The following is a 24,504-nucleotide window of genomic DNA, read 5'->3' as shown; positions in this document are numbered from 1 at the left end:
CGACTGCGGTCTTTATTCAGTAAGAAGGAGAGCATTATGAGCGATCAAACTGTTATCAATCCAACCACTACCATCGCATCGTCACCTGCGGAAGATTTCGCCAACGAAGTGGCTACGCCAGTCGCAGTCGCAGCGGTACCTGAAGCGGCACCGGCTGTTACATCTGAGGCGATAACACCAGCGCTTGTGGAGGTTGCGCCCGTTGCTGCAGCCGAGGTTGCGCCGCCCAGCGTACCGGAAGCCGCTGCTCCCATTGCAGCCGAAGCGCCGCCAGCCGCCGCAGCGGCGCAGAGCCATGACGCCAGTCAGGCATTCTCAGAAGGCGTGAAGGATTTCGGACGCGCGTTTAACTTTGTCGAGCAGGGCGTGATCAAACTGGGTGATGCCGCGAAGGATGAGCTGATTGAGCTGGCGAGGAAATATCTGTAGTGCCTGACGACGCACCATTGGGGACCGGGATGTCCCCTGTTTACTCACAGGTTTTAGTCACTTCCGATTATTCCTAAGGCAGCTTCGATATTTTGCACTACCTTTAATCATTCAAGCGTTATTTAAATCGTCTTATTAAGCGAAAAGGAAGATAGCATGAGTGATACAGAAACTGTAAAAACCAAAACTGACTACCTGCGTGATGTCACCTCCCAGCTTAAAGAGATGCGCCACTACGCGCAGACCAACACTGAGACGCTGTCTGCCCACTGGCTGGCTTTTGATGCGGGTGAGTATAAAGACACAGAATATGCGGGACGCTTCGATACCTTGCTGAATAAACAGGGCAAGCTGCTGGATGACATTGATGAGGCGATTCAGGATCTGGAAATCGCCATCAACCATGCTGAGCAGGAAAGCTAAGCGTTCAACGCACTGGTGGCCTAATCGGCCACCAGCCACATTTCTGCCTCATCGAACATCTCTTCTACAATCCGCGCAACCGTCGCTTTATCGTTCTTACTCAAATCGGTATCTATCGCGTTACGTTCCATTGGTTTGACGCGCACCTCAATATCGGGAAAGACGCGCTGTACACGCTTTTCCAACTCCTGCAAAATCATCTCACGTGCACCCGGTAATCCGGCCACGTTACGCTTATCGTAAATCAACTCCACAAACATCAGGGTCGTTCCATTCATTGGATCGGGTGCGATATAGTACTGTAAATAAAAACAGGGGTAAATATGCGCCAACTGGTTATCGATATCTTATTGAAAATGGCAAAAATGGATGTGGAAGCAAAGGAGTTGGTGGCGCAGGTTGAGGCGCAGTCATTATTGATTGCGGCGCTGCTGATTCAGGCGAAAGAGAACAACTCGTTGACCATTTCCGATACGGTGCAGGAGGCGATTGTGACCGCTTCACGCGCATCGCAGGAATTTCTACAGTCGGATGTGGATCTGCTGCTTACCCACGTCAATCGTCTGCTGGCGGTGGCAAGTTATATCGAAGTGAAAGGGATCGAGCGAGAAGGGTAGAAAAAATATGACCTCTGGAAGTGGAAATCCAGCAACACTTCCAGAGGCGGTGCAACAGCACCATTCGTTCAAGGACAATCTACGACTTACGTCGTGATGAGTAAGTTATACAAGTTCGATCGACTTGTACAACTTTTTCCTGAACAATTTGTGTGGTTGGAGATGTATCTTTGATGCATTTTCAATGCGTTGCACTTAAAGCTCGTTCTTGATGCAGAACTCTTCCCACGTCATTCCTAACGCTTCCGCGTGAGATTTCAGATACTTTTCAATGGCATCGGCAGCGACGGCTTTGTCGGGTTCTGCCAGCTGAATGGAAAACAGCATGCCGTCCAGCTTCTTTTGACGTAAAAACGCGGCATAAATACGTTCAGCATGCCAGGCCCGTAACTGCGCTAATGACAAATTCGCCTGGCGTGCATCGCTTTCGGTCAGTTCATCCAATGCGGATTGTAAATCGGGGTGGGCGGCGAAAAACATCGTGCGTGCCTGAGCGTAATACTCTTCTGGGGTTTTCATTCGGTGTTCCTGCATATCAACTTGCGCGCTAGTGTAACGCGCGCAAGCTTTGTTGTCAGGATTCAGCTGTTGGATCGATATTCGTGGCAACCAGGTGCGCATTAATGCGCACCCTACGAAACCATACTCGCAACCAATCCCGGCCACTGCTGATTTACTCTGAAATTCCAAACTACCCCTAGGGTCGTCATTCATGGCGACCTGGAGTTCATCACTGGCAATCAGGTGCGCATTAATGCGCACCCTACGAAACCACACTCGCTACAAATCCCGTAGGGTCGCCATTTATGGCGACCACAACATCAATGCAACTGCTGATAAATCCGCGCGACGTCCTGCTGATTCTTCGCCAGCGTCTCATCCAGCGTCAGTTTGCCGCTCAGCATATCCGCCAGATTTTGCCCGACGGCGTTACCCATCTGGTCAAATCCAGGAATGCTCACGTACTGCACGCCCTGATAAGGCACCGGATTGAGCGTGGGCTGCTCGACGGTAGCCGAATCAATCGCCGCACGTACCTGCGCGGCGTACGGCGCCAGATGCTGATAGCTCGCCTGCTGATAGGTAGAATTGCGGCTGCCCGGCGGCACCGCGCCCCAGCCGACGGTATCGGCGACCTGCTGGATGTACTGTTTTGACGTCGCCCAGCTAATAAAGGCTATCGCCGCTTCACGGTTCGGCGTGTTAGCCGGTACCGCCAGCGCCCACGACCATAACCAGTTCGAACCATTACGCGTGATGCCGCCCGGCGCAGGCGCAAAAGCCAGCTTATCGGCGACTAATGAGATCTGCGGATTAACCAGCAAACCGGCCGCCACCGTGCTGTCGATCCACATCGCGCACTTGCCTTGCGCGGTCAGACGCAAAATCTGGCCGAAACTGTTTTTCACCGTGTCCGGCGGTCCATCCTGCTTAACCACCTGCAGATAATCACTCAGCGCTTCGCGCCACTCCGGCGAATTGAGCGTCGGCTGCCAGTTTTCATCGAACCACTGCGCGCCATAGGCATTCGCCATGGTGGTCATGAACGCCACGTTATCGCCCCAGCCAGGCTGACCGCGCAGGCACAGACCGTAAATCCCTTTTTGCGCATCGGTGAGTTTGGCGGCGAAGTTTTTGATGTCGGTCCAGTCGGGATTATCGGGCATGGTTAACCCTTTCTGCGCAAAAAGATCTTTGCGGTAGTAGGTCATGCTGCTTTCACCGTAGAACGGCAGGGCGTAAAGCGTTTGCTGGAACGACAGCGCTTTGCGCACCGGCGCGATCAGATCATCGCTGTCGTAATCGGCTGGCAGCTTATTCAGCGGCGCCAGCCAGCCTTTTTCGCCCCACAGCGGCGCTTCATAGGTGCCGACGGTGATGACATCGAACTGTGCCTGACCGCTGTTCATCGCTGACAGCACCGCCTGACGCAGCGCGCCATCGTCCATCACATGCCATTGCAGTTTGATGTCGGGATGCTCTTGTTCGTAGCGCGTGGCGAGCTGCTGCATGATGGTCATATCGCCGTTGGCGATGGTGGCGATATTCAGCGTGGTCGCCGCGTGGCTCAGCAGCGGCGTGGCGAGTAATATCGCGAGAAATTTACGCATCATGTCGCTCCTTAGCGCTGTTGCAGGCGGAAGAAGGCCATCTTCTCCACCAACAATCCGGCATGTTCGCTGACGGTCTGGCTGGCGGCGCTGGCTTCCTGCACCAGCGAGGCGTTTTGCTGCGTCGCGCCATCCATCTGAATTACTGCGGTGTTGACCTGTTCAATGCCACTGGATTGCTGGCGGCTGGCCACGGCGATTTCACCGACAATATCCACCACGCGCGCCACGCCCAGATTGATGTCATTGAGCATCGCGCCAGAACGCTGCACTAGCGCGCTACCGGCTTCCACTTTGCCGACGCTGGCATCGATCAACGCTTTGATCTCGTGCGCGGCACCGGCGGATCGCTGCGCGAGCTGACGCACTTCGGATGCCACCACGGCAAAACCGCGTCCCTGTTCGCCTGCGCGTGCCGCTTCTACAGCCGCGTTTAGCGCCAGCAGGTTAGTCTGGAAGGCGATCTCATCGATCACCCGGTTGATATCGGCGATGCGTTTGCTGGAAGATTCGATCTCCTCCATCGCACTGACCGCATCACGCAATACGCTGCTGCCGCGTTCGGCCTGATGACGCACATCGGTGGCCAGTTCGTTGGCCTGCGCGGCGTTATCGGCGTTGTGTTTCACCGTGGCGGTCATCTGCTCCATGCTGGCAGCGGTTTGCTCCAGCGAGCTGGCCTGCGAATGGGTACGTTCAGAGAGATCGTCATTGCCGTCGGCCATCTGACGCGCCGCATCACTCAGCGCGCTGGCGCTTTCGCCTACTTCACGCACGATCTCCGCCAGACGCACATCCATGCGCAATAGCGACTGCATCAGTTCGCCCATCTCATCGCGCGAAACGCTGCCGATATCATGATTCAGTTCACCGGCCGCAATCGATTCGGCCAGTTCACGTGCCTGACCAATTGAACGGTTGATTGAGCGGATCAACAGCCAGCCGAAAACCAGCGCCACGCTCAGCCCGGCCAGCAAAATGATAATCAGGCTGTTACGCGCCAACTGATAATCGCTATTGCTTTGCTGATAGGTGAGTTCCGCATGCTGACGCATCAGCGCATCAAGCTGATCGATATCCTGTTGGAGCAGCTGACTGCCGCTGCGCAGGCGGGTTTCAATCACCACCAGCGCGCCGGATGGGTTGCCGCCCTTCAGCAATTCACCGGCATCTTTCAGCGCGCTTTGCCAGCCGTCGAGATGGGTGATGAATTGCTGGCTGAGCGATTTGGTTTGCGCATCAAACGCCAGCTGCTGCCAGGTTTTACGGTCTTTGGCGATCTGCTCGCCGTAGTGCGCAATGCGCGCCAGACGCTTATCCACTTCGCTGCTGTCGGTCCAGTAGCGCAGGGCATCAAAAAGGGTCGAGGATTGTTCCTGCACCATGCGGTACAGGCGGGACGAATATTGCAGCGGTAACAGCTCATTTTGGTAGGCGTTTTGCGCCCGTTGGTCGGCGGCGCGCAGGCCGATGATTCCCCAGATGGCCGCAACAATCAGTAAAATGCACAGCAGGCCAACAATCGATGTCAGACGCGCGCGAAGAGTCAATCGCATAACGGTGTTCTCCGTAACGAAGGTGAGTGTGTAGTCGGTAATTATTGTTTTTGCAGGCTCTTTTAACTCCAGAAGAGTTATCGGCTGGGAAGTGAACAGCTTGAGGAAAATCATGCGGCGCGCAGCAGATACCTTGCGCAACGGATGGGAAAAATTATAACGTAGCCGCCATTGATGCGAGTGTAGGGACCGAGAATGAAAAAGTGGATGATAGTGGCCGCGCTGGCGCTGAGTGGCTGTGCGCAGATCAGCAATTATGACCAGGCCGTGAAAACCCCGGCGCCGCTGGAGCTAAAGGGCAATTGGCAAACCGTAGGCCCGCAGAGCAAGCTAATCAGCAAGCAAGCGATGGGCAGCCTGATTATCGGTGCCGAAGGCGACACGCTGGATTGCCGTCAGTGGCAGCGCGTGATTGCCAAGCCGGGCAAATTAACCCGTCTGGGCGATGATTGGGTCAACGTGACGCGCCAGGTGCGCGTGATGCCGCTGGTGCTGGAGAACGGTGAGCTGCGTTACGATGGTTTAAGACTGCGTAAAGTGGATCGTCCAACCGTTGAGTGCCAGCAGGCGCTGGACGAAGTGGCGAAGCGTCCGAACGAGGCGGTGATTCAGGATATCGAGCCAGAGATAATGCGCCCGATTACGGTGTCGTCTGCATCCGCACAGTAATTCCCTGGTCGCCATAAATGGCGACCCTACATATTCTGCCCGTAGGGTCGCCATTTATGGCGACCTGGAATCGAAAAAAACGGGTGAGAAGTTAACTTCCCACCCGTTTTTCATTCAGTTCATCGCAACGAATCAACCCTGCGGCAAATACACACTACCTTGCTTACCATACGCGCTCATCACCGATTTCTGCATCGATGACTGGCCCACCAGCTGCGTCAATTCATCCATACGCAACTGCAGCAGACGTTTTACTTCGCTCTCATTATCGAGAATATGGCGTAACACCGGACGCAGCTGCTCTTGCAGCTGGCGCGACGGTGCGGCGGCTTCGGTTGTTTGCGCCAGTCTTTGCACCGCACTGACATAGTCCACTTCCTTGGTAATCAAATCATCCCATTCGCCGTCTGCTGCCAAACGCAGCATTCCGTGGCTGAGGTCGAGTAACTGTTGGTAAACGGTGACAAGTGACGGTGCAATATTCATTAAACGGCGTCCTGAAGGTGTTGAGGTTGTACGACTTCTTTCCAGGCATCAGCGATATTGCGCAGAAGACCTTCAACTTCTTCGAGGGCTTCGACATCATTACGCAGATTAGCCTGAACCAGACGACGAACCATGTAGGAATAGAGCCCTAACAGGTTGTCGGTAAGGTCATCGCCTGATTGCTCATCGAGGCCCTGCTTGAGTCCGCCCTCGATGATGTTAATGGCCTTGGAAATCGAGTTACCTTTTCCCTGGATATTGTTGTCCTGCATAAACAGGCGGGCGCGGACCAGTGCGCTGATCGCACCGTCAAACAGCAAGGTAATCAGCTGCTGTTGATTGGCGCTCATTACTGAGCTCTCCACCCCAATTTTTGCATAGGCTTGTGTGCCTGTAGCGCTGTACATGGTCACTCCTTACTATTTAGAACTGCTGCTCGAGGTCATGCTGTCGAACTGCTGTGTCAGGTAATCGCTGGTGCTGTTCAGCGAGCTCATGGTGACGTCGAGTTGCGTGAACTGCGTTTTATAACGCGCAATCAGGGCGTTAATACGCGTGTTCATGTTGTTGTACTGCTCAGTCAGATTATTCAGCGTCTTGCTGACACCATCTTTCGCTGACTGAATGCTGCCGGTTGATGACAGCCAGCTGGTCAGGTTAGTCGCAAGTTTGGTGGTGATACCGGTGGTTTTACCGTCACCCACAATCATCTCTTTCACGCCGGCTGGATCTTTGGTCAGCTCGGTTTTCAGCTTGTCGGAATCCAGCGACAACTCACCGGTGGTCGGGTCGGTAGTAATACCGATTTGCGCCAGCGTTTTATAGGTTGAAGAGCTAGCCGTGTTGGTCAGCAGACTCTTGATCTGGGTTTGAATGCCGCGCAGCGTGCTGTCGCCAACCAGCGCACCGTTGCTGGAGTCTTGTGTATCTGAACCGACATCCACCGCGGTGTATTTGGTCAGGCTGGTGAACTGATCCAGCAAGGTATTGTAAGCATCCACAAAGTTGGAAATTGCGGTGGAGGCTTTAGACGTATCCTGCGTGATGGTTAACGTCTGATTTCCGCTGGTGACATCATTCAGATTCAGCGTAATCCCTTCCAGTGCATCACTGATGGTATTGGTGCTGCTGGTGATGGCGACGTTATTGACCGTCAACTCGGCATCTTGCGCGGCGACGCTGACGTCCAGCGGGTTGTCGGCATCGGTTTTGGTTGAATCAAAGCCGACAATGCCTTGCAGCGTGTCATCGCCGGTCACGGTAACGGAAGAAACCGCATTGGCCTCACCGGTTTTCGACGCGGTCAGTGACAGACGATAAGCGCCATCACCGGTTTTAATAATGCTGGCGCTGACACCGGCGTTGGCACCGTTAATCGCGTCACGCATGCCGGTCAGTGAAGTTTGCGCACTTGTTAACGTAATGTCTTTGCTGGTGCCGTCGGCCAGTTTGATCGACAGCGTGCGGCTGGCATCCGAGCTGCCCAGCGCGGTGGTATTGCTGGTTTGTACGCCGGAAGTCAGCGTCTGTGCCTGCGCCAGCTGGGTCACGCTAATGTTGTATTTTCCGGCGATGGTACTGCCAGACGTGGTGGCGCTGAATGCGGTGGTGCTGCTGGCAGCACTGGTGGCGGTGAACAAATCCGCGCTATTTAATGCCGTGTTGGCGCTCTGGAAGGTCGTTAACGCGCTCGACAAGGTGCCGTAGGCGCTCAGCTTCGCGGTATAAGCCGTTTGCTGATTAGAGATAGGCGTCAATGAAGCTTTCTCTGCCGTACTCAAGTTATCCAGGATAGTACTTAAATCGAGGCCTGAACCGATACCGAGGGTAGAAATTGTGGTCATGTTGTTTCCTTTCTATGTCGACACGGAGAATCAATACCGCGGGTTATCGGCTCTTTATGGGCAAAGTTTAGAATTATTTACCAGCAGGTAATAAAGCGAATAGCGTATATAGAGAAGGGTATTTCGGGGGCTAGAAAAATGATCAAGTTGGTCTAAAGAACTCTTCGGGTAGGGCGATAAAGATAAGCGTGACAGGTTGAAGGGAAAAATTTTCACCTGGTCCTAAAAAAAATCTAAAGGTTGTTTAAGGGCAGACGATAACAACATTGACGGCGCTGAAGCCGGCGGGTTGAAGCCCACACCTTAACCGAAAGACTTGATTAACAGGAATAATTATCATGGCCCAAGTCATTAATACCAACAGCCTCTCGCTGATCACTCAGAACAACATCAACAAGAACCAGTCTGCTCTGTCTACTTCTATCGAGCGTCTGTCTTCTGGTCTTCGTATTAACAGCGCTAAAGATGACGCAGCGGGCCAGGCAATTGCTAACCGCTTCCAGTCTAACATCACCGGCCTGACTCAGGCTGCGCGTAACGCCAACGACGGTATCTCTGCTGCGCAGACTACTGAAGGCGCGCTGTCAGAAATCAACAACAACTTACAACGTGTTCGTGAACTGACCGTACAGTCTCAGAACGGCACCAACAGCCAGTCTGACCTGGACTCAATTCAGGACGAAATCAAATCACGTCTGGACGAAATTGACCGCGTATCTGGTCAGACTCAGTTCAACGGCGTGAACGTACTGTCTAAAGACGGCACCCTGAAAATTCAGGTTGGCGCAAATGATGGTCAGACCATCAACATTGACTTGAAGCAGATTGACTCTAAAACTCTGGGTCTGAACGGTTTCAATGTAAACGGTTCTGGTACCATCGCGAACAAAGCAGCGACTATCAGTGATTTAGCAGCAACTGGTGCTAACGTAACTGACCCAACGAACGTTACTGTTACTACTAACTTTGATGCTTTAACTGCTGATACTGCTTTCTCGAAGCTGAATACTGGCGATACCGTTACAATTGCTACTGGTACAAATGCCGGTACTTATACCTACGATGCGACAGCTAAAAACTTCACTACTACTAAAACTGTTACTGCTGGTGCGAACACCACGGCGCTCGGTGCTTCCCTGAAAGCTGATGCAGGTCAGACGAAGTCAGGTACATATACTTCTACCACTGGTAAAGTTAACTTTGATACCGACGCAAGTGGCAACATTACTATTGGTGGACAGACTGCTTACTTGGTAAATGGTGCTCTGTCAACCAACAACTCCACCGGTGCTACTACTGGTGCGACCATGAGTGATCTGTTCACTGCTGCTGATGCAAACACGACTGCAGGTGGTTCATCAGTAGCCTTTGATGGTAAGACGTATAACTTCGCAGGTAGTGCTGGTGGCGTAACTTACAAAGATTCAGTAGCTTCAGACGCTCTGCTTGCTAACGTCAAAGCAGATACTGCTACAAACGATGTTACTATCAAGTTCAACCAACAGGCTCTTAACTTCAGCACTACCTTCACTTCAGGTTCTTCAACTGGTGCGGCGGGTGTTAAAGCATATGTTGATAGCGATGGTGAGCTGACCACAACTGGTTCTTACACCACTACTTACAAAGCGGATGCAGATACTGGTGCTGTAACAGTAACTGGCGGTAATGGTACTGGTAAATATGCCGCTAACGTAGGTGCAGCAGCATATGTAAGCTCTGCTGGCAAACTGACCACTGAAGCCACTAGCGCCGGTACTGCAACTACCGATCCACTGGCCGCTCTGGACTCAGCTATCAGCAACATCGATAAGTTCCGTTCAAGCCTGGGTGCGATTCAGAACCGTCTGGATTCAGCGGTAACTAACCTGAACAACACCACCACTAACCTGTCTGAAGCACAGTCTCGTATTCAGGATGCTGACTACGCCACTGAAGTTTCAAACATGTCTAAAGCACAGATCATCCAGCAGGCGGGTAACTCAGTGTTGGCTAAAGCTAACCAGGTTCCACAGCAGGTTCTGTCTCTGCTGCAGGGCTAATCGCTCTAAGCTCCTTGCTTATCAAACCCCGCTTCGGCGGGGTTTTTTTATACCTGCATATTATGAATATGCAGGTAATTGCTCATAATTCGCCGTTAAAAACTCCAAGTGATACAAGTCGGTCACCATAAATAGCGACCCTACAAAACCGGGTAGGGGCGCCATTTATGGCGACCAATACGTCATTGCACAAACCCAAACCCGCCACCTTCACCCAATCCGCTTGAAGCTTCCCCCGCTTATCGCTAAGGTAAGCGCGTTTTTTCGCCGCCAGGAAACCTCATGACCACCATCGCGCTCATCGACGACCATGTGATCGTCCGTTCGGGTTTTGCCCAATTACTGGGGCTGGAGCCGGATTTCCAGGTTGTTGCCGAATGCGGTTCCGGGCGGGAAGCGCTCAACCAGTTACCAGGTCGTGGCGTGCAGGTGTGCATCTGCGATATTTCGATGCCGGATATCTCCGGGTTGGAGCTGTTAAGCCAGCTGCCGAAAGGCATGGCGACCATCATGCTGTCGGTGCACGACAGTCCGGCGCTGGTGGAGCAGGCGCTTAACGCTGGCGCGCGTGGATTCCTCTCCAAACGTTGCAGCCCGGATGAACTGATCGCTGCGGTGCATACCGTGGCTAAAGGCGGCTGCTATCTGACGCCCGATATCGCTCTGAAGCTCGCTTCCGGACGTCAGGATCCGCTCACCAAACGCGAGCGGCAGGTGGCGGAAAAACTGGCGCAAGGTTTAGCGGTGAAAGAGATCGCGGCCGAACTGGGCCTGTCGCCGAAAACCGTTCACGTTCATCGCGCCAATTTGCTGGAAAAGCTCAACGTTAGTAACGACGTTGAACTGGCGCGCCGCATGTTTGATGGCTGGTAATGCAGCCATTCTTTTCGCGGCTGATTGCCGTTATCGCCAGTTTTTGTATCTTTTCTGCCGCGTGGTTTTGCCTGTGGAGCATCAGCCTGCATCTGGCGGATCGTCCTGAGCTGGCGGTATTGCTGTTTCCGTTTGGTCTGCGCCTTGGCTTGATGTTGCAGTGCCCGCGCGCCTATTGGCCGGTACTGCTCGGTGCCGAATGGTTGCTGCTTTATTGGCTGTCGCGCGAAGTGGCGCTGGCGCATCTGCCGCTGCTGATGCTGATGCTGGGTAGCGTGCTGACGCTGCTGCCGGTGGCGCTGATCTCCCGTTATCGTCATCAGCGCGACTGGCATACCTTGCTGTGGCAGGGTGGTGCGATGGTGTGCGCGGCGCTGCTGCAGGCACTGCCGTGGATCACTCAACCCGTCGCGCTCAATGCGGTGCTGCTCACGCTGACCGGCGCACTGACCGTAGCACCAACTTGCCTGGTGATCTGGCACTACCTCACCAGCACGCGCTGGCAGCCGCTTGGCCCGTCGCTGGTCGGGCAGCCGGTCAACTGGCGCGTGCGTCATCTGTTTGGTTATGTGCTGCTGTTTATGGTCAGTTTGTGGTTACAGCTTGGGTTGCCCGCAGAGCTGTCGCGCTTCACGCCGTTTTGTCTGGCGCTGCCGATTATTGCGCTGGCGTGGCATTACGGCTGGCAGGGCGCGCTGATCGCCACACTGATGAATGCCATTGCGTTGATCGCCAGCCAGACCTGGCACGATCACGCGGTCGATCTGCTGTTATCGTTGCTGGCGCAAAGTCTGACCGGGCTGCTGCTTGGCGCGGGGATTCAGCGCTTACGTGAACTCAATCAGTCGCTGCAAACCGAGTTGGTGCGCAATCGTCGCCTAACGGAACGCTTGCTGGAGACTGAAGAGAGCGTAAGGCGCGAAGTGGCGCGCGAGCTGCACGATGATATCGGGCAGACCATCACCGCCATTCGTACGCAAGCCGGGATTATGCAGCGCATCAGCCCGGAAAGTGGCGTGAAGCAGAGCGGGATGTTGATTGAGCAGCTGTCGCTGGGCATTTACGATTCCGTGCGCCGTTTGCTGGGGCGCTTGCGTCCGCGCCAGTTGGACGATCTTTCACTCGAGCAGGCAATCCGTTCGCTGATGCGGGAAATGGAGCTGGAAGGGCACGGCATCATCAGCCATCTCGACTGGCAGATTGACGAAGCGCGACTCAGTGAAGCGCAACGCGTCACGCTGTTTCGCGTTTGCCAGGAAGGACTCAATAACGTGGTGAAACACGCCAGCGCCCGCGCGGTGACGCTGCAAGGCACTTTGCAAGACCAGCGATTGCTGCTGGTGATCGAAGACGATGGCTGCGGCTTACCGGTGGGTTCTCCGCAGCAAGGTTTTGGCCTTGCCGGAATGCGCGAACGCGTGACGGCACTCGGCGGCTCGCTGGGAATCTCCTGCACCCACGGCACGCGCGTCAGCGTCACGTTACCGCTGCGCAATGGATAACCAAAATATGCTGTTCAGATTTCTCAAAGCGCCAGCCAGCGCGCAGCCAATCGGGGATAAAGCGACCATCGATGCGCGCTATCGTTACTGGCGTCGCCATATCATGATCACCATCTGGCTCGGCTACGCGCTGTTCTATTTCACCCGTAAAAGCTTTAACGCCGCGTCGCCGGAAATTCTGGCGGCGGGCGTAATGACGCGCACGGACATCGGCCTGCTGGCGACGCTGTTTTACATCACTTATGGTCTGTCGAAGTTTTTCTCTGGCATCGTTAGCGATCGTTCCAATGCGCGCTATTTCATGGGCATTGGGCTGATAGCGACAGGCGTGGTGAATATTCTGTTTGGCTTCTCCACCTCGCTGTGGGCATTCGCCTTGTTGTGGGTGTTGAATGCCTTTTTCCAGGGATGGGGATCGCCGGTCTGTGCGCGTCTGCTTACCAGCTGGTTTTCCCGCACCGAACGCGGCGGCTGGTGGGCGCTGTGGAATACGGCACAAAACGTCGGCGGTGCGCTCATCCCGATGATCGTCGGTGCCGCCGCGCTGCACTATGGCTGGCGCGCCGGCATGATGATTGCCGGCGGACTGGCGATCGTCGCCGGCATTTTCCTCTGCTGGCGCCTGCGCGATCGCCCGCAAACCGTGGGTTTACCGCCGGTCGGTGACTGGCGCCACGATGCGCTGGAGATCGCCCAGCAGCAAGAGGGCGCGGGGCTGAGTCACAAAGAGATCCTCGCCAAATATGTGCTGCTCAACCCTTACATCTGGCTGCTGTCGCTGTGTTACGTGCTGGTTTACGTGGTGCGTGCCGCTATCAACGATTGGGGCAATCTCTACATGTCTGAGACGCTGGGCGTCAATCTGGTGACGGCCAACTCGGCGGTGACCATGTTTGAACTCGGTGGCTTCGGTGGCGCGTTAGTGGCGGGATGGGGATCGGATAAATTGTTCAACGGCAATCGCGGGCCGATGAACCTGATCTTTGCCGCCGGCATTTTGCTGTCAGTGGGATCGCTGTGGCTGATGCCGTTTGCCAGCTACGTGATGCAGGCTGCGTGTTTCTTTACCATCGGCTTTTTTGTCTTCGGCCCGCAGATGTTGATCGGCATGGCGGCGGCGGAGTGTTCGCACAAAGATGCGGCGGGCGCGGCGACCGGCTTTGTTGGCCTGTTTGCCTATCTGGGCGCGTCGCTCTCCGGCTGGCCGCTGGCGCGAGTGATCGATGTCTGGCACTGGAGCGGCTTTTTCGCGGTCATCGCCTGCGCGGCGGGCATTTCGGCCCTGCTGCTGTTGCCGTTCCTGCATGCTCAAACGCCGCGCCAGCGCGAGGAAGTGTGATGTATCCCTGCTTTTTGCGCTTACATCGACAAAACTAAGAAATTTTCCCGGTTGCGCCGGGCAGTTGTCTCAGGCCGAAACCGCTGCTGATTTTTACAATGCCTGCCATCACGCAGGTCATTAATCAGGAGCACTCCATGCTGGCTTTCTTAAATCAGGTGCGCAAGCCGACCCTGAATCTGTCGCTCGAAGAGCGGCGCAAGATGTGGTTCAAACCCTTTATGCAGTCCTATCTGGTGGTCTTTATTGGCTACCTGACCATGTATCTGATCCGCAAAAACTTCAACATTGCGCAGAACGACATGATCACCACCTACGGACTCAGCATGACGCAGTTGGGGATGATTGGCCTCGGCTTTTCCATCACTTACGGCGTCGGTAAAACGCTGGTTTCCTATTACGCCGATGGTAAAAACACCAAGCAGTTCCTGCCGTTTATGCTGATCCTCTCGGCCATCTGCATGCTGGGCTTCAGCGCCAGCATGGGCGCCGGTTCAGTGAGTTTGTTCCTGATGATCGCGTTTTATGCGCTGAGTGGCTTCTTCCAAAGTACCGGCGGCTCATGTAGTTACTCCACCATCACCAAGTGGACGCCGCGTCGTAAACGCGGCAGCTATCTCGGCATGTGGAATATTTCGCATAACCTCGGCGGCGCGGGTGCAGCGGGTGTGGCGCTGTTTGGTGCCAACTACCTTTTCGATGGTCATGTGGTCGGCATGTTTGTGTTCCCGTCACTGATCGCCCTGGTGGTCGGCTTTATCGGTCTGCGCTACGGCAGTGATTCACCCGAATCCTACGGTCTGGGCAAAGCCGAAGAGCTGTTTGGTGAAGAGATCAGCGAAGAGGATAAGGAAACTGAAGATCAGGCGATGACCAAATGGCAGATCTTTGTTGAGTACGTGCTGAAAAACAAAGTGATTTGGCTGCTGTGCTTCGCCAATATCTTCCTGTATGTGGTGCGTATTGGTATCGATCAGTGGTCGACGGTGTATGCCTATCAGGAGTTAAAACTCTCAAAAGAGGTGGCGATTCAGGGCTTCACGCTGTTTGAAGTCGGTGCGTTAGTCGGCACGCTGCTGTGGGGATGGTTGTCGGATCTGGCGAATGGTCGTCGTGCGCTGGTGGCATGTGTGGCGCTGGCGTTGATTATCGCCACGCTCGGCATTTATCAACATGCCAGCAATCAGTATGTCTATCTGGCGTCGCTGTTTGCTCTGGGCTTCCTGGTGTTTGGTCCGCAACTGTTAATTGGTGTTGCCGCCGTCGGCTTTGTGCCGAAAAAAGCCATTGGTGCCGCCGATGGCATCAAAGGTACCTTTGCTTACCTGATTGGCGACAGCTTTGCTAAGTTAGGCTTAGGCATGATTGCGGATGGCACGCCAATCTTTGGCTTAACCGGTTGGGCCGGGACCTTTGCCGCGCTCGATGCCGCAGCCATCGCCTGTATCGCCCTGATGGCGCTGGTGGCGGTGTTTGAAGAGCGTAAGATCCGCCGTGAGAAACGCCTGCAACGGCTTAAAGTGGCTTAGGCGCAAGAGAAGTAAATTGGTCGCCATGAATGGCGACCCTCCGACGAACTCCTTTGTAGGGTCGCCATTTATGGCGACCGCTGCCCACCGTGCGTCCGTCTGCATAAAGCCAAATTCCGCGACAATTAAAAACCCAATTTCCCCCAACGCTTTACTTCCTCAGAAAAGTAACTGTCTTGTTACAGTCCACATCAAATTTGCCGATAACTCCCCTCAGAATCATTCCAATTTTTGAACCACTTTTTTCCGTTTCTGGGGTGTCTATGCGCTTCAATTATGACTTGTTACCGGGTGAGCTGCTGACCTTTGAAGAGATTGCCCTGCGCTATACGCAGCAGCATCCCGACGAGAAAGAGCTCACCGCACGCGGGTTGCTGAGCCCGTCGACCAGCTTTCGCAATTTGGTGATCCGCGCGCTGTTCGCGCAGGAGGAGATTAACAGCCCGATCGAGGATCTGCTGTTTGTCTCGGACGACAACGAGCGCAAAAACTATCTGCGCCGCTTTGAGCACTACCTGAAAAGCCAGCAGGCGTTTCTCTACTTCCGTCGCAATGACGAAGCGCGCAAAGAAGGGCGCTGGAAAGTGGTGGGCGAAACACAGGTGTTTGCCATGCTCGATCCCAATTCGGCGGCGGCGCAGAATCTGCTGAACAGTCGCGGCTTTAAGCTGGTGCTGATGCGCCAGACCGAAGAGGAGGAGTATTGGCAGCTGTTCGATGCGCAGGCACATCCGTGCTTCCCGCTGTCGCGCAAAATCCAGTTTCTGGTGGTGCTGAGCACGCCGCAATACAAAGTGCCGAGCGGCGTGATGCCCGGCACCGAAGTGGGACGCCGCGTGAAAGCCAAAGTGTTGCAACGCACCAGCCAGGCGGAGTTCACTTCGGCGGTGAAAGCACGTTACGGCGCCTGCATCATCACCGGCACGCAGTTGACCGAACGTCACAGCTGGCCGTGGGTGGAAGCCTGCTACATCGACACGCAAGAGAATGAAGAGGGTTTTCTGGCGGATAACAGCGCAGATAATGGCTTATTCCTGCGCAGCGACCTGCAACGGCTGTTTATCAACAAAATGATAAGCATCAACGCGGAAACCGGTCAGGTGCTGTTTAATCCAGCGCTGGAAACTGAAGCGTTGATTACCCCTTTTTATCAGGCACTTGAGGGCAAAGTTTGCGCATTATGGGACGCGGTGCCGCCTGGCACGCGGGAAAGACTGCGTAATTTGCGCTAACGCCCGCGCGGATGGCGGTGCGATCCACCGCCATCCATAACAAATTTGAAATAACCTCGCTTTTGCCCGCCTATTCTGCCAATCAAAACCCCTACAGAATTGGATAATCATGCCGATAACTTTACTAACGCAGGGTAGTCAACGTGAACGATCTCTATACCGCCGATGGCGTGATGGATAAACATTCGCTCTGGCAGCGCTACGTTCCTCTGGTGCGGCATGAAGCGCTGCGCCTGCAGGTACGTTTGCCAGCCAGCGTTGAGCTTGACGATCTGCTGCAGGCCGGTGGCATTGGCTTATTGAATGCCGTGGAGCGCTACGATGCGCTACAGGGCACCGCCTTTACCACCTACGCCGTGCAGCGTATCCGGGGAGCAATGCTGGATGAACTGCGCAGTCGCGACTGGGCACCACGCAGCGTTCGCAGAAATGCGCGCGAAGTGGCAGGTGCCATGCATCAGGTAGAACAAGCGTTGGGGCGCTCGGCTACTGAGCAGGAAGTGGCTGAGCGACTGAATGTTTCGCTGGAGGAGTATCGGCAGATTCTGCTCGATACCAACAACAGCCAACTCTTCTCCTACGACGAGTATCGGGAAGAACACGGCGACAGTGCGGAGCTGGTGACGGAGGGGCATGAGGAAGCCAACCCGCTTCATCAGTTGTTGGAAGGAAACCTACGTGACCGCGTAATTGAAGCGATTGAGGCGTTGCCTGAACGTGAAAAACTCGTGCTCACACTGTACTACCAGGAAGAACTGAACCTGAAGGAGATTGGCGCGGTGCTGGAAGTGGGGGAATCCCGCGTCAGCCAACTGCACAGTCAGGCGATCAAACGCCTGCGTGCCCGATTATCGGGGGCGCGCTAACAGACTCAGTTCCTGGCGATCGAAAAAAACAATAAAACCGGGGACTCAGCAATGGGAGCCAAAGTTAAAGCCAGACCTTTAAGTCGCTATCTTAAAGACTATAAGCACAGCCAAAGCAATTGTTCACACTGTGGCAAAGTTTTAGATCGTATGGCGTTAGTCTTTCGCGGCCAGATCATCAATAAAGAGGCCATCGCACGTATGGACCAAATGATTGACGATCAGGTGTGGATGAAACTCCAGCCAGAATTGACCGCCTTGTGTCGTTTCTGCAGCGATATTTTTTGTAATACCCATCCGAATTACTTCGACATTATGGCGTTTAAGCAATACCTGTTTGAGCAGACGGAGATGAGCCACAGTACCATACGTGAGTATGTAGTACGTTTGCGTCGGCTTGATGACATGCTGAAGGCGAAAAATTTCCCGGCCGATCGTTTACGGGGCAATAGCTGGCATGAGTGTCTGGAGAACGATCTGCCTGATGCGGGTAATAACAATTACCGCATCGCACTGCGTAAATATGACCAGTTTTTAGGCTGGCAGCAGGGCTGATGGTGAATCCACCCTTGTTGTTGTCGAGCATGACAGCAACAAGGGCAGCACGCGGTGAATTCCGGGTGCGACTTTTCTCATCTTCTGCAACACTGTATGGATAACTGCACATTGCCCGAATGGAGGCTGCATTGTCCTTACATCTTCTGCACCAGTTCCCACGTCTTGAATTACTCGGTGCACCTACGCCGCTTGAGCATTTGCCACGGCTTTCTGACTATCTTGGTCGCGATATCTTTATTAAGCGCGATGACTTCACGCCCGTAGCTCTTGGCGGCAATAAACTGCGTAAGCTCGAATTCCTGGCTGCTGACGCACTGCGCGAAGGCGCGGATGTGCTCCTGACGGCGGGCGCGATTCAATCTAACCACGTACGTCAAACTGCAGCCGTGGCCGCGAAGCTCGGCCTGAAGTGCGTGGCGCTGCTGGAAAACCCGATTGGCACCACAGCAGAAAACTACCTCAGCAACGGCAACCGTTTGTTGCTCGATTTGATGGATGTGGAAATCGTCATGGTCGATGCGCTGCACAATCCCACTGAACAGCTGGCCGCGCAGGCTGAACACCTCGAAGCACAGGGATTCCGTCCGTACATTGTGCCGGTTGGCGGCTCCAATGCGCTCGGTGCGCTTGGTTACGTTGAGTGCGCGCAGGAGATTGCCCATCAAAGCGAAGGCGTGGTGGATTTCGCTGCGGTGGTGGTGGCTTCCGGCAGCGCGGGGACGCACGCTGGTCTGGCGATTGGTCTGGAGCAGCTGCTGCCAGAAACCGAGCTGGTGGGCGTCACCGTATCGCGCAAAGTCGAGGCGCAGTTGCCGGTGGTGGAGCGCATTCGTAGCGCGTTAGCCGAGCACTTGGAAGTGCAGGCCAAAGCGCCGATCACCTTGTGGGATGATTACTTCGCGCCGCGTTACGGCGAGCCGAACGAAGAGGGCATGGCGGCGGTGAAACTGCTGGCGCGGCTCGAAGGTATCATGCTCGATCCGGTGTACACCGGCAAAGCGATGGCGGGATTAATCGATGGCATTGCGCAAAATCGCTTCCGTCGTGAAGGTCCGCTGCTGTTCGTGCATACCGGTGGATCGCCGGCGTTATTTGCTTATCACCCTTCGATCTGAGACAGAACGTAAAAACGGTTTATAATCCGGCGGTTATTTAGAAGAGGTCGCCATGAATGGCGACCCTACAAAGCACACAACAACACATCACAATAAATGGGGTAAACATGATTTTCTCTCCTATTCGTCGCCAAATGGTGATGGGCATGATGGCGGTCGCGCTGGTTGCGGGCGTTAACGTTAAATCCTTCGCCGCCGAAGATTTGCTGGCAAAAGTGAAGAGTAAAGGCGAGCTGCGCGTCGGTCTGGAAGGCACTTATCCGCCGTTCAGTTTCCAGGACGAAAAAGGCCAGCTGACCGGTTTTGAAGTGGAATTCGCGCAGGAGCTGGCGAAACATCTCGGTGTGAAAGCCGATCTGCGTCCTACCAAATGGGATGGCATGCTGGCCTCGCTGGATTCCAAACGCATCGACGTGGTGATCAACCAGGTCACCATCTCGCCTGAGCGTAAGAAGAAGTATGACTTCTCCACGCCTTACACCATCTCTGGCGTGCAGGCGCTGACGCTGAAGAAAAACGCGGCCACCGTCACCAAGCCGGACGATCTGGCAGGCAAGAAAGTCGGCGTCGGCCTCGGCTCTAACTACGAGCAGTGGCTGAAAGATAACGTGCCGAAAGCCGATGTGCGTACCTATGATGATGACCCAACCAAATATCAGGATCTGCGTTCAGGCCGTTTAGATGCCATTCTGGTGGACCGCTTAGCGGCACTGGATCTGGTGAAGAAAACCGGCGACACCATGGCAGTAGCGGGCCCGGCCTTCTCGCGTCTGGAATCGGGAGTGGCGCTGCGTAAAGGCAACGACGATCTGCTGAAAGCGATCGACTCTGCCATCGCGGACATGCAGAAAGATGGTTCGCTGAGCAAACTGTCTGAGAAATGGTTCGGCGCGGACGTCACTAAATAATGCAGGAAAGCTTACAACTGGTGCTGGATTCAGCACCATTTTTACTGAAAGGCGCGCTGTTCACGCTGCAGCTGAGTATCGGCGGGATGTTCTTCGGCCTGATACTCGGCTTCGTGCTGGCGCTGATGCGTCTGTCGCACTTCTGGCCGATCAACTGGCTGGCGCGCATCTACGTGTCGATTTTCCGTGGCACGCCGCTCATCGCCCAACTGTTTATGATCTATTACGGTCTGCCGCAGTTTGGTATCGAGCTGGATCCGATTCCGTCGGCGATGATTGGTCTGTCGCTGAATACCGCCGCTTACGCTTCTGAATCATTGCGTGGCGCGATTGCCTCGATTGAACGCGGGCAGTGGGAAGCTGCTGCCAGCATCGGCATGACGCCGTGGCAAACGCTGCGTCGCGTGATCCTGCCGCAGGCCGCGCGCACCGCGCTGCCGCCGCTGGGCAACAGCTTTATCAGCCTGGTGAAAGATACCTCGCTGGCCGCCACCATTCAGGTGCCGGAGCTGTTCCGTCAGGCGCAGCTGATCACCTCACGGACGCTGGAAGTGTTCACCATGTATCTGGCGGCCTCGCTGATTTACTGGGTGATGGCGACCGTGCTGTCGGCGTTGCAAAACCGCCTTGAAGCGCATGTGAATCGACAGGATCGGGAGGGCAAATGAGTGCAATTGAAGTCCGTCAGCTGGTGAAACAGTTTCACGGCCAGACGGTGCTGCACGGCATCGATCTCGACGTGGCGCCAGGCGAAGTGGTGGCAATTATCGGGCCGAGCGGTTCCGGTAAAACCACGCTGCTGCGCAGTATCAATCTGCTGGAAGTGCCGGAAAGCGGACGTATCAAAGTCGGGGATATCGCCATTGATGCGGCGCTCGGCCTCAACAAGCAGAAGCAGCTGGTGCGCCAGTTGCGTCAGCAGGTTGGCTTTGTGTTCCAGAACTTCAATCTGTTCCCGCACCGCTCGGTGCTGGAGAACATCATTGAAGGGCCGGTGATCGTCAAGGGCGAACCGAAGGCAGAAGCCATCGCGCGGGCGCGCAGTTTGCTGGAGAAAGTGGGATTGCACGGCAAGGAAGAGAGTTTCCCGCGTCGTCTTTCCGGCGGACAGCAGCAGCGTGTGGCGATTGCGCGCGCGCTGGCGATGCGTCCGGAAGTGATTCTGTTCGATGAGCCGACGTCGGCGCTTGATCCTGAACTGGTGGGCGAGGTGCTCAACACCATTCGCGCACTGGCGCAGGAGAAACGCACCATGGTGATCGTCACCCATGAGATGAGCTTTGCGCGTGACGTCGCGGATCGCGCCATCTTTATGGATCAGGGACGCATCGTGGAGCAGGGCGCGGCAAAAGAGCTGTTCAGTAATCCGCAGCAGGCGCGTACCCGGCAATTTCTCGACAAGTTTTTGAACCAGTGATTTAAACGGCAGGTCACCATAAATGGCGACCCTACAAGACCATGCGCATCCTGCACGTTACATCGTAGGGTGCGCATTCATGCGCACCGCTTAACCGCTCATCGATATTTCTACTCAATTGCAAGACGTCCAACAAAGAAATAACCGGTTTTTACTCATTATCAGCTGGTCTTTATCTCTCGGTTTTATCCTAAAGTTAATTTTAGAATTAAATATAACGCAATGAATCTAATGATAAATTAACCTTCTCGCGCCTTAGTGATTTCGAGATTTGCCTTATTAGGAAAGTCCTGATTGAGACATCTTTGTAAATATAAATAATTCTTTACAAATTCATGGCGCAATTAGGACATAGCAATGACGACTGCCAGGAAAGAGGTCCTCTGGATCAACACGCTCAAAGGGGGCTGCATTTTGATGGTGGTGTTACATCACTCCATCATCACCACGTTCGCGCCTTCGCTGCATCATCTCACCGCTGGACTGCTGCCAGCGCACTGGTGGGTGGCGTTTAACACCTATCTATCTCCGCTGCGCATGCCGGCTTTCTTCTTTGTCTCCGGTTTGCTGGCCGCCAGCTCAATCACCAAAAAGAGCTGGAAAGAGGTGTTCACCAAGAAGTTCAGCAACATCGTCTATCTCTACCTGCTGTGGGGCGTGATTCAGTGGTTAAGCATTCACTACATCTCCACGCATCTGGGTGAACGGCTCTCCAGCACCAAAAACGCTGCCTATGCCGACACGCCGTTTGAGTTCGTAAAGCTGCTGATGACCTCAATGACCAGCCTGTGGTATCTCTACGCGCTGGCCGGATTCTTCCTGTTCACCAAGCTGTTCCACAAACAGAAGCTGGCCTTGATGGCGCTGGCGATTGTCGCCACCTACGCGGCGCAGTTCAGCCTGATTCCCGGCTGGGGACCTGCCAGCGTGGCGCAGAACTATCTCTACTTCCTGCTCGGCGTGTTCTTCAGCCAGGCGTTGATTGAGTTGAGCGAGCTGAAGCGTCAGCACTGGTTGATGCTGGGCGGCATTGCGTTGATTGGCCTGCTGCATCATGTTGGCGGCATCTACAAAAATCCGTTCTACAGCCTGCTGACTATCGTGTTTGGCATTGTGCTGTGCCGCTTCCTCAATGAACGATTCAATATGGCGTGGCTCAACTGGATTGGCCGCAACACGCTACAAATTTACGTGCTGCACCGCATCTTTATTGAGCTGCTGGGGCTGAGTGCGATCGTGCTGGCGGTGCATTATGGCTGGTTTGACAATACCGCCTTTAGCTGGGCATGGGCGCTGCTGATGCCAATTACCGGCGTTGCGTTGTGTACCAGTATTTCGTTGCTGGTGTGGACGCTGCTCAATCGTGGTCCGGGCCGCATGCTATTTCTCTATCCGCGCCTATTGCGTAAATCTGCGCTCGAAAGCAAAAGCGCGCCGCAGCAATAATTTAATCGGGCCAGTTTGCTGGCCCTGATTATGTTTGTTGGTTGGTCGCCATTAATGGCGACCCTACAAATTCCTCGCTACCACAATGCAAATATTCACGCTTATCCATTTGCCACATTAAATAATTCTTTATTTAGGATTTGAATTTAATCTGGCATAAGAAAGGGTGGATTGTTCTTAATTTCCCTGCGCGACACCGCTCACACTTATTTTACTTAATAACCTTTTAGTGACTCTAATTAAGGCAAATTTCCTTAGCCTGCTCAGGGTTCTGTTTTTGTCTGGATCTGTAAAGTATTGTTATATCAGGACCACAAAAAAACATTTAGGACTTTCGCTACATCATGCTTTCGCCCGCTGTTTAATAATCGTTGAATAATCATAAATGCTTCAATGCTTATTCCCTCAACCTTCTCCTTTAAGACCTACACAGCAACAGCAGCGGGAGTCATCATATGAATAACGCCAGGAAAGAAGATATCGCATGGATAAATACCCTCAAGGGAGCCTGCATATTACTGGTGGTGTTGTATCACACCGTATTACCTGGATTCGAAGGCACGGTGAAATTATTGACGGCGGGTTGGATCCCGGCAGAAATATGGGTGCAGTTTAATACCGTATTATCGCCGCTGCGTATGCCAGCATTTTTCTTTGTATCGGGTTTATTAGCCACCAACGGTATTTTAAATCGGCCATGGAAACAGGTGTTTACCAGCCGCATCACCAACCTGTTTTATCTCTATATTCTGTGGGGCTTTATTCAGTGGTGGTCGATTGTTGGCATCTCAACGGAGATCACCGGGCAGCGTATTTCGCAGAACCTCAATGCGGCGTATGCCGGTTCGCTACTGGAGTTCTTAAAGCTCACGTTCCTCGCCATGAGCACCTCGTGGTATCTCTACGGCTTAGCGCTCTATTTCCTGTGCGCCAAGATCTTTAAACAGCAGAAAGTGGCGTTGCTGGTGGTGGCAATTGCGCTGAACTATCTGGCGGTGGAGAAGATCATTCCGTATTGGGGACCACAAAGCGTGGCGCAGTATTTCCTGTTCTTCCTGCTGGGTGCTTTCTGGAGCCCGATGATGCTGCGTCTCAGTGAATGGCGACGCGATAACATTGTGCCGTGGGCGATATTGGCCGCATTGTCTGGCCTGCACGTCATCTTTGGATTGGATAAGAGTTTGTTCATGTGCATCCTTGCGGTGCTGTTCAGCGTGGCGGCGTGTCGCTGGTTGAATGCGCATTTCAAGATGCGTTATTTGAATTGGGTTGGGCGCAATACGCTGCAAATCTACGTAATTCACCGCATCTTCATTGAGTTCTTTGGTATGTCAGCGATTCTGTTCGCCCAGCGTCATCACTTGTTTGAGCAAGCGTGGTTCTCGATACTGTGGGCCTGCTTCTATCCGCTGGCGATTGTCGGGATTTGTTCGCTGTGTTCGGTTGCGGTGTGGCAAGTGACCAATCGTGGATTGGGGCAGTCGCTGTTTGTGTTTCCAACGCTGATTGGGTTGAAGCGGAATAAGTCTGCGGCGTGAAAAAAGG

25 protein-coding genes are annotated in these 24,504 nt (G+C 54.1%); 18 read left to right on the top strand and 7 right to left on the bottom strand.

Annotated elements, in window-relative coordinates; translation table 11 throughout:
* Positions 1 to 36: 36 nt before the first annotated feature.
* The gene (locus FHW71_RS02490) at positions 37 to 429 is read left to right on the top strand and encodes a hypothetical protein (RefSeq protein ID WP_179450304.1); all 393 of its coding nucleotides are present in this window, start codon (positions 37 to 39) and stop codon (positions 427 to 429) included.
* Positions 430 to 585: 156 nt separating this feature from the next.
* Entirely contained in the window at positions 586 to 852 is a 267-nt protein-coding gene (locus FHW71_RS02485; RefSeq protein WP_008105375.1) for a hypothetical protein, read from the top strand.
* Positions 853 to 872: 20 nt separating this feature from the next.
* Here FHW71_RS02485 and FHW71_RS02480 read toward each other — a convergent pair whose 3' ends face one another.
* Positions 873 to 1,112: a DinI-like family protein gene (locus tag FHW71_RS02480; RefSeq protein ID WP_008105373.1), complete on the bottom strand. Its 240-nt coding sequence runs from the start codon at positions 1,110 to 1,112 to the stop codon at positions 873 to 875.
* Between the two features lie 63 nt (positions 1,113 to 1,175).
* Here FHW71_RS02480 and iraP point away from each other — a divergent pair, with 63 nt between their 5' ends.
* Positions 1,176 to 1,469 (top strand): anti-adapter protein IraP, encoded by a 294-nt coding sequence (gene iraP / locus FHW71_RS02475; RefSeq protein WP_061717593.1) that lies wholly within the window; start codon positions 1,176 to 1,178, stop codon positions 1,467 to 1,469.
* A gap of 195 nt (positions 1,470 to 1,664) precedes the next feature.
* Here iraP and FHW71_RS02470 read toward each other — a convergent pair whose 3' ends face one another.
* The 3 genes from FHW71_RS02470 to FHW71_RS02460 form a co-directional block, all read right to left on the bottom strand.
* Positions 1,665 to 1,988, bottom strand: coding sequence for a DUF6388 family protein (locus FHW71_RS02470; protein ID WP_179450306.1), 324 nt, complete (start codon positions 1,986 to 1,988; stop codon positions 1,665 to 1,667).
* Between the two features lie 302 nt (positions 1,989 to 2,290).
* Positions 2,291 to 3,583 carry a sugar ABC transporter substrate-binding protein gene (locus tag FHW71_RS02465; RefSeq protein ID WP_286176085.1) on the bottom strand — a complete coding sequence of 431 codons (1,293 nt, stop codon included), beginning with the start codon at positions 3,581 to 3,583 and terminating at the stop codon, positions 2,291 to 2,293.
* An 8-nt stretch (positions 3,584 to 3,591) separates the two neighbouring features.
* A complete protein-coding gene (locus FHW71_RS02460) occupies positions 3,592 to 5,136 on the bottom strand; it encodes a methyl-accepting chemotaxis protein (protein WP_179450310.1) in 1,545 nt (514 codons plus the stop codon).
* Positions 5,137 to 5,331: 195 nt separating this feature from the next.
* Here FHW71_RS02460 and yedD point away from each other — a divergent pair, with 195 nt between their 5' ends.
* Positions 5,332 to 5,805, top strand: coding sequence for a lipoprotein YedD (yedD, locus tag FHW71_RS02455; protein ID WP_179450312.1), 474 nt, complete (start codon positions 5,332 to 5,334; stop codon positions 5,803 to 5,805).
* 132 nt (positions 5,806 to 5,937) lie between these two features.
* On the opposite strand, the gene fliT is transcribed toward yedD, so the two are convergent.
* From fliT to fliD, 3 genes are read right to left on the bottom strand one after another with little or no spacing between them, the layout of a single operon-like run.
* Positions 5,938 to 6,291 carry a flagella biosynthesis regulatory protein FliT gene (gene fliT / locus FHW71_RS02450; protein WP_061718461.1) on the bottom strand — a complete coding sequence of 118 codons (354 nt, stop codon included), beginning with the start codon at positions 6,289 to 6,291 and terminating at the stop codon, positions 5,938 to 5,940.
* A complete protein-coding gene (fliS, locus tag FHW71_RS02445; protein WP_008105355.1) occupies positions 6,291 to 6,698 on the bottom strand; it encodes a flagellar export chaperone FliS in 408 nt (135 codons plus the stop codon). Before fliS ends, fliT begins: the two co-directional genes overlap by 1 nt.
* 12 nt (positions 6,699 to 6,710) lie before the next feature.
* Positions 6,711 to 8,135, bottom strand: a complete 1,425-nt coding sequence (gene fliD, locus FHW71_RS02440) for a flagellar filament capping protein FliD (protein ID WP_179450314.1) — start codon at positions 8,133 to 8,135, stop codon at positions 6,711 to 6,713.
* Positions 8,136 to 8,473: 338 nt separating this feature from the next.
* Here fliD and FHW71_RS02435 point away from each other — a divergent pair, with 338 nt between their 5' ends.
* The 14 genes from FHW71_RS02435 to FHW71_RS02370 all read left to right on the top strand — a co-directional run bounded on the left by FHW71_RS02435 (position 8,474) and on the right by FHW71_RS02370 (position 24,497).
* Positions 8,474 to 10,174, top strand: coding sequence for a FliC/FljB family flagellin (locus FHW71_RS02435; RefSeq protein ID WP_179450316.1), 1,701 nt, complete (start codon positions 8,474 to 8,476; stop codon positions 10,172 to 10,174).
* Between the two features lie 282 nt (positions 10,175 to 10,456).
* Positions 10,457 to 11,047, top strand: a complete 591-nt coding sequence (gene uhpA / locus FHW71_RS02430) for a transcriptional regulator UhpA (RefSeq protein WP_154189952.1) — start codon at positions 10,457 to 10,459, stop codon at positions 11,045 to 11,047.
* Positions 11,047 to 12,549 carry a signal transduction histidine-protein kinase/phosphatase UhpB gene (gene uhpB, locus FHW71_RS02425; protein ID WP_179450318.1) on the top strand — a complete coding sequence of 501 codons (1,503 nt, stop codon included), beginning with the start codon at positions 11,047 to 11,049 and terminating at the stop codon, positions 12,547 to 12,549. The genes uhpA and uhpB overlap by 1 nt, the downstream gene beginning before the upstream one ends.
* Positions 12,550 to 12,559: 10 nt before the next feature.
* A complete protein-coding gene (locus FHW71_RS02420; RefSeq protein ID WP_036648590.1) occupies positions 12,560 to 13,888 on the top strand; it encodes an MFS transporter in 1,329 nt (442 codons plus the stop codon).
* Between the two features lie 137 nt (positions 13,889 to 14,025).
* The gene (gene uhpT / locus FHW71_RS02415) at positions 14,026 to 15,417 is read left to right on the top strand and encodes a hexose-6-phosphate:phosphate antiporter (protein ID WP_179450320.1); all 1,392 of its coding nucleotides are present in this window, start codon (positions 14,026 to 14,028) and stop codon (positions 15,415 to 15,417) included.
* A gap of 263 nt (positions 15,418 to 15,680) precedes the next feature.
* The gene (locus tag FHW71_RS02410) at positions 15,681 to 16,649 is read left to right on the top strand and encodes an HNH endonuclease signature motif containing protein (protein ID WP_179450322.1); all 969 of its coding nucleotides are present in this window, start codon (positions 15,681 to 15,683) and stop codon (positions 16,647 to 16,649) included.
* A gap of 143 nt (positions 16,650 to 16,792) precedes the next feature.
* On the top strand, positions 16,793 to 17,515 hold the full coding sequence (locus tag FHW71_RS02405) for an RNA polymerase sigma factor FliA (RefSeq protein ID WP_007891379.1): 723 nt from the start codon (positions 16,793 to 16,795) through the stop codon (positions 17,513 to 17,515).
* A 51-nt stretch (positions 17,516 to 17,566) separates the two neighbouring features.
* A complete protein-coding gene (fliZ, locus tag FHW71_RS02400) occupies positions 17,567 to 18,070 on the top strand; it encodes a flagella biosynthesis regulatory protein FliZ (protein WP_007891377.1) in 504 nt (167 codons plus the stop codon).
* Positions 18,071 to 18,201: 131 nt separating this feature from the next.
* Positions 18,202 to 19,188, top strand: a complete 987-nt coding sequence (locus FHW71_RS02395) for a D-cysteine desulfhydrase (RefSeq protein ID WP_179450324.1) — start codon at positions 18,202 to 18,204, stop codon at positions 19,186 to 19,188.
* Between the two features lie 107 nt (positions 19,189 to 19,295).
* On the top strand, positions 19,296 to 20,096 hold the full coding sequence (gene tcyJ / locus FHW71_RS02390; protein ID WP_036648575.1) for a cystine ABC transporter substrate-binding protein: 801 nt from the start codon (positions 19,296 to 19,298) through the stop codon (positions 20,094 to 20,096).
* The gene (gene tcyL, locus FHW71_RS02385) at positions 20,096 to 20,764 is read left to right on the top strand and encodes a cystine ABC transporter permease (protein WP_008105335.1); all 669 of its coding nucleotides are present in this window, start codon (positions 20,096 to 20,098) and stop codon (positions 20,762 to 20,764) included. Before tcyJ ends, tcyL begins: the two co-directional genes overlap by 1 nt.
* Positions 20,761 to 21,513 carry an L-cystine ABC transporter ATP-binding protein TcyN gene (gene tcyN / locus FHW71_RS02380; RefSeq protein ID WP_008105333.1) on the top strand — a complete coding sequence of 251 codons (753 nt, stop codon included), beginning with the start codon at positions 20,761 to 20,763 and terminating at the stop codon, positions 21,511 to 21,513. The genes tcyL and tcyN overlap by 4 nt, the downstream gene beginning before the upstream one ends.
* A 357-nt stretch (positions 21,514 to 21,870) precedes the next feature.
* Positions 21,871 to 22,959, top strand: a complete 1,089-nt coding sequence (locus FHW71_RS02375) for an acyltransferase family protein (RefSeq protein WP_154189943.1) — start codon at positions 21,871 to 21,873, stop codon at positions 22,957 to 22,959.
* Positions 22,960 to 23,414: 455 nt separating this feature from the next.
* Positions 23,415 to 24,497: an acyltransferase family protein gene (locus tag FHW71_RS02370; protein ID WP_179450326.1), complete on the top strand. Its 1,083-nt coding sequence runs from the start codon at positions 23,415 to 23,417 to the stop codon at positions 24,495 to 24,497.
* Positions 24,498 to 24,504 lie beyond the last annotated feature (7 nt).

It is taken from the genome of Enterobacter sp. Sphag1F (assembly GCF_014193275.1).
Taxonomy (GTDB): Bacteria; Pseudomonadota; Gammaproteobacteria; order Enterobacterales; family Enterobacteriaceae; genus Pantoea; species Pantoea symbiotica.
Note: the sequence above shows the minus strand (reverse complement) of the source record. Positions and strands in the feature narration are given on the sequence as shown.

Bases quoted from the DNA above. Each gene is read 5' to 3' on its own strand.
- uhpB (WP_179450318.1), top strand. From the start codon at position 11,047: ATGCAGCCATTCTTTTCGCGGCTGATTGCCGTTATCGCCAGTTTTTGT.
- tcyJ (WP_036648575.1), top strand. From the start codon at position 19,296: ATGATTTTCTCTCCTATTCGTCGCCAAATGGTGATGGGCATGATGGCG.
- FHW71_RS02465 (WP_286176085.1), bottom strand. From the start codon at position 3,583: ATGATGCGTAAATTTCTCGCGATATTACTCGCCACGCCGCTGCTGAGC.
- FHW71_RS02410 (WP_179450322.1), top strand. From the start codon at position 15,681: ATGCGCTTCAATTATGACTTGTTACCGGGTGAGCTGCTGACCTTTGAA.
- uhpA (WP_154189952.1), top strand. From the start codon at position 10,457: ATGACCACCATCGCGCTCATCGACGACCATGTGATCGTCCGTTCGGGT.
- FHW71_RS02485 (WP_008105375.1), top strand. From the start codon at position 586: ATGAGTGATACAGAAACTGTAAAAACCAAAACTGACTACCTGCGTGAT.
- fliT (WP_061718461.1), bottom strand. From the start codon at position 6,291: ATGAATATTGCACCGTCACTTGTCACCGTTTACCAACAGTTACTCGAC.
- FHW71_RS02480 (WP_008105373.1), bottom strand. From the start codon at position 1,112: ATGTTTGTGGAGTTGATTTACGATAAGCGTAACGTGGCCGGATTACCG.
- iraP (WP_061717593.1), top strand. From the start codon at position 1,176: ATGCGCCAACTGGTTATCGATATCTTATTGAAAATGGCAAAAATGGAT.
- FHW71_RS02490 (WP_179450304.1), top strand. From the start codon at position 37: ATGAGCGATCAAACTGTTATCAATCCAACCACTACCATCGCATCGTCA.
- uhpT (WP_179450320.1), top strand. From the start codon at position 14,026: ATGCTGGCTTTCTTAAATCAGGTGCGCAAGCCGACCCTGAATCTGTCG.
- tcyN (WP_008105333.1), top strand. From the start codon at position 20,761: ATGAGTGCAATTGAAGTCCGTCAGCTGGTGAAACAGTTTCACGGCCAG.
- fliD (WP_179450314.1), bottom strand. From the start codon at position 8,135: ATGACCACAATTTCTACCCTCGGTATCGGTTCAGGCCTCGATTTAAGT.
- tcyL (WP_008105335.1), top strand. From the start codon at position 20,096: ATGCAGGAAAGCTTACAACTGGTGCTGGATTCAGCACCATTTTTACTG.
- FHW71_RS02460 (WP_179450310.1), bottom strand. From the start codon at position 5,136: ATGCGATTGACTCTTCGCGCGCGTCTGACATCGATTGTTGGCCTGCTG.
- FHW71_RS02435 (WP_179450316.1), top strand. From the start codon at position 8,474: ATGGCCCAAGTCATTAATACCAACAGCCTCTCGCTGATCACTCAGAAC.
- yedD (WP_179450312.1), top strand. From the start codon at position 5,332: ATGAAAAAGTGGATGATAGTGGCCGCGCTGGCGCTGAGTGGCTGTGCG.
- fliS (WP_008105355.1), bottom strand. From the start codon at position 6,698: ATGTACAGCGCTACAGGCACACAAGCCTATGCAAAAATTGGGGTGGAG.
- fliZ (WP_007891377.1), top strand. From the start codon at position 17,567: ATGGGAGCCAAAGTTAAAGCCAGACCTTTAAGTCGCTATCTTAAAGAC.
- FHW71_RS02370 (WP_179450326.1), top strand. From the start codon at position 23,415: ATGAATAACGCCAGGAAAGAAGATATCGCATGGATAAATACCCTCAAG.
- FHW71_RS02470 (WP_179450306.1), bottom strand. From the start codon at position 1,988: ATGAAAACCCCAGAAGAGTATTACGCTCAGGCACGCACGATGTTTTTC.
- FHW71_RS02375 (WP_154189943.1), top strand. From the start codon at position 21,871: ATGACGACTGCCAGGAAAGAGGTCCTCTGGATCAACACGCTCAAAGGG.